Source organism: Microbacterium sp. (assembly GCF_026393345.1).
Lineage (GTDB): Bacteria > Actinomycetota > Actinomycetes > Actinomycetales > Microbacteriaceae > Microbacterium.
This window is the reverse complement of the sequence record NZ_JAPLAI010000037.1, coordinates 78,208-80,738: the sequence shown is the minus strand read 5'-3', so window position 1 is coordinate 80,738 and position 2,531 is coordinate 78,208. Positions and strand designations below refer to the sequence as shown.

Genomic DNA, 2,531 nt, shown 5'->3' with positions numbered 1-2,531 from the left:
CGGGATCTCGGCTGCGATCGCGATGCTCGGCATGGTCGCCGGCGCCCGCGCCGAGGGACGCACCCTCAGCGACCTGCTCGACGAGTTCGACCGCACCTTCGGGGCGTACGCGAGCGATCAGATCTCGGTGCGGGTCGAGGACGTCTCCACGATCACGAGGATCATGTCGGCGGTGCGCGCACAGCATCCCTCGCACATCGGCGCGGTCGGCGTCACCCGCGTCGACGACCTGCTCACCGGGGTCGAGGGCCTGCCGCCGGGCGACGTGCTGCGCCTGTGGCTCGACGACGGCTCCCGCCTCGTCATCCGCCCGAGCGGAACCGAGCCCAAGCTGAAGCTCTACCTCGACGTACGCGGGGAGACCACCGCGGAGGCGACCGAGCGGCTCGCCGCTTTGAACGCCGGCGCCCGCGAGCTGCTGGACCGGGTGTCGTGACCCCGGCCGCGGAGTCCTCCGCCACCGGATTCTCCGCGACCCCGGTGCTGGCGAACGACCGCGTGCGCCTGGAGCCGCTGGCGCTCGCGCACGCCGGCGACCTCGCGGTAGCGAGCACCGACGGGGAGCTGTGGCGCACCTGGTACACCCGCATCCCGTCGCCGGACGACATGGTCTCGGAGATCCGGCTGCGCCTCGCCCGTCACGCCGCGGGCGAGCTGGCGCCGTGGGCGGTGGTCGACGCGCGCACCGGCACGGCGGTGGGCATGACGACGTACCTGAACCTGGAGCCGCGGAACCGGCGGCTCGAGATCGGATCCACGTGGCTCGGCCGCGCCGCGCAGGGCACCGGAATCAATCCCGCCGCCAAACTGCTGCTGCTCGAGCGGGCGTTCGAGCAGCTCGGCTGCATCGCGGTGGAGCTGCGCACCCACTGGCACAACCACCAGTCCCGCGCGGCGATCGCGCGGCTCGGCGCCAAGCAGGACGGGGTGCTGCGCAACCACACGGTGTGGACGGACGGCACGCTCCGCGACACCGTGGTGTTCTCCATCCTCGACAGCGAATGGCCGACGGTCCGCACCGCGCTGACCCACCGGCTGCAGGGGCGGTGAACGCCGAGACCACATCCGTTCCCCCAGACGACATCCGATCCGATGTGGTCTCGCGCAATGGATGTGGTTTCGGTGGCCTCACCCGTCGATGACGGCGACGAGTTCGTCCAGGAACGACGAGAAGTCGGTGCCGCGGCGGACGATCCGGTGGACGCTGTCGCGCTCGCTGAACACCTCCACGAACTGCTCGAACACGGTCTGGAACGCCTCCCGATCGGTCTCGGAGAACGCCGCGAACGCGACCACCTGCACCCGGCCGCTCCCCCACCGGATGGGCGCCTCGGAGATGCCGATCGCGATGGCGGTGCGGGATGCGGTCATCCCCAGCGCGTGCGGCACCGCGAGCGCGTCGGTGAACGCGGTCGAGGACAGGTGCTCCCGCTCCACCGAGCGCTCGATGTAGTCGTCGTCGATGATGCCCTGCGCCGCGAGGAGACCGCCGAGCCGACGGATGACCGCCTCCTCGCCGTCCGCACCGTCCACGCCCCGTACGAAGGCGCCGGCGTCGAAGTAGCGCTCCAGTTCGGCGCGGAGGCGTGCGAGCCGGCGGCCGCGGCGGATGCGGGCGGCGGCGGCCTGCACCCGTTCCACGTCGGCGGGGGTGAGGAACGGCTGGATCCGCACGAACCGCTCCCCCGGGATGGGCGGGTCGATCGTGGTGAGCACCAGATCGGTGTCGATCGACGCCCAGTCAGGGTCCGCGCGGGTCTCGACGCCGACGACATCGATGGCCTGGCCGAGGGACCGGTCGACGCTCGAGCGCAGCAGCTCGTGCAGCTCGTAGTAGCCGGGGCAGACGATCGTCGCCGTCAGCAGCTGGTCCGCGCGGCGGCTTCGTTCCAACTGACCGCCGACGTGCATGGCGATGTAGGCGATCTCGTCGTCGAGCAACGGGATGTCGAGCCGCTCGTGCAGGCGGCTGGCGATGTACACGGCCACCTCGAAGATCATCGGATAGGTGGCCTTCAGCGACCGGGTGAGGGGGTTCCGCGACCAGGCCTGCTCTCGCGCGCGGGCGCGGAGGTTCTGCACGTGCAGGGCGAGGCGGTGGATGAAATCGGGTGCGACGATGTCGACGAGGAACTCGGACGCCGCCTCCGCGACCACCTCGTTGACGATCCGCTCCACCTCGGGATCGAGCGCCGGGCGTGCGTCGGCGGCGCCCGGTGCCACGACGCGGGTGAGGACGAGCGTCGCCAGGTGCAGCCGGTCGCCCGCGCCGAGCCGCACTCCGACATGCTCCACCACGAGCGGATCGAGGACCTCCGCGACCGCCGCTTGAGCGGGCGTCGGCGCCACCGCCGTCTCCTCCAGCGGGCGCCCGGCGGCGACCCGGTCGGCGGCGATACCGATGTGCATGATCACATCGGCGATCCCGTATTCGTTGACGAAGTACCCGAGGCCGGTGAGTTCGGCGACCAGCGCCTCCTTGAACGCCCCGAACGGGCGCGGTGCCACGGAGCCTGCGCCGCGGGTGCGTC

General features: G+C 71.6%; 2 protein-coding genes and 1 pseudogene. 2 read left to right on the top strand and 1 reads right to left on the bottom strand.

Going from position 1 to position 2,531, the window contains the following annotated elements; translation table 11 throughout:
- Together NT132_RS06075 and NT132_RS06070 are read left to right on the top strand one after the other, a co-directional pair.
- Positions 1-436 (top strand): annotated as a pseudogene (locus NT132_RS06075) (phospho-sugar mutase); the annotation flags it as partial.
- Positions 437-480: 44 nt separating this feature from the next.
- On the top strand, positions 481-1,050 hold the full coding sequence (locus tag NT132_RS06070) for a GNAT family protein (RefSeq protein ID WP_297786399.1): 570 nt from the start codon (positions 481-483) through the stop codon (positions 1,048-1,050).
- Between the two features lie 78 nt (positions 1,051-1,128).
- On the opposite strand, the gene NT132_RS06065 is transcribed toward NT132_RS06070, so the two are convergent.
- The coding region (locus NT132_RS06065; RefSeq protein ID WP_297786358.1) for a PTS sugar transporter subunit IIA at positions 1,129-2,531 on the bottom strand (1,403 nt) is incomplete at its 5' end.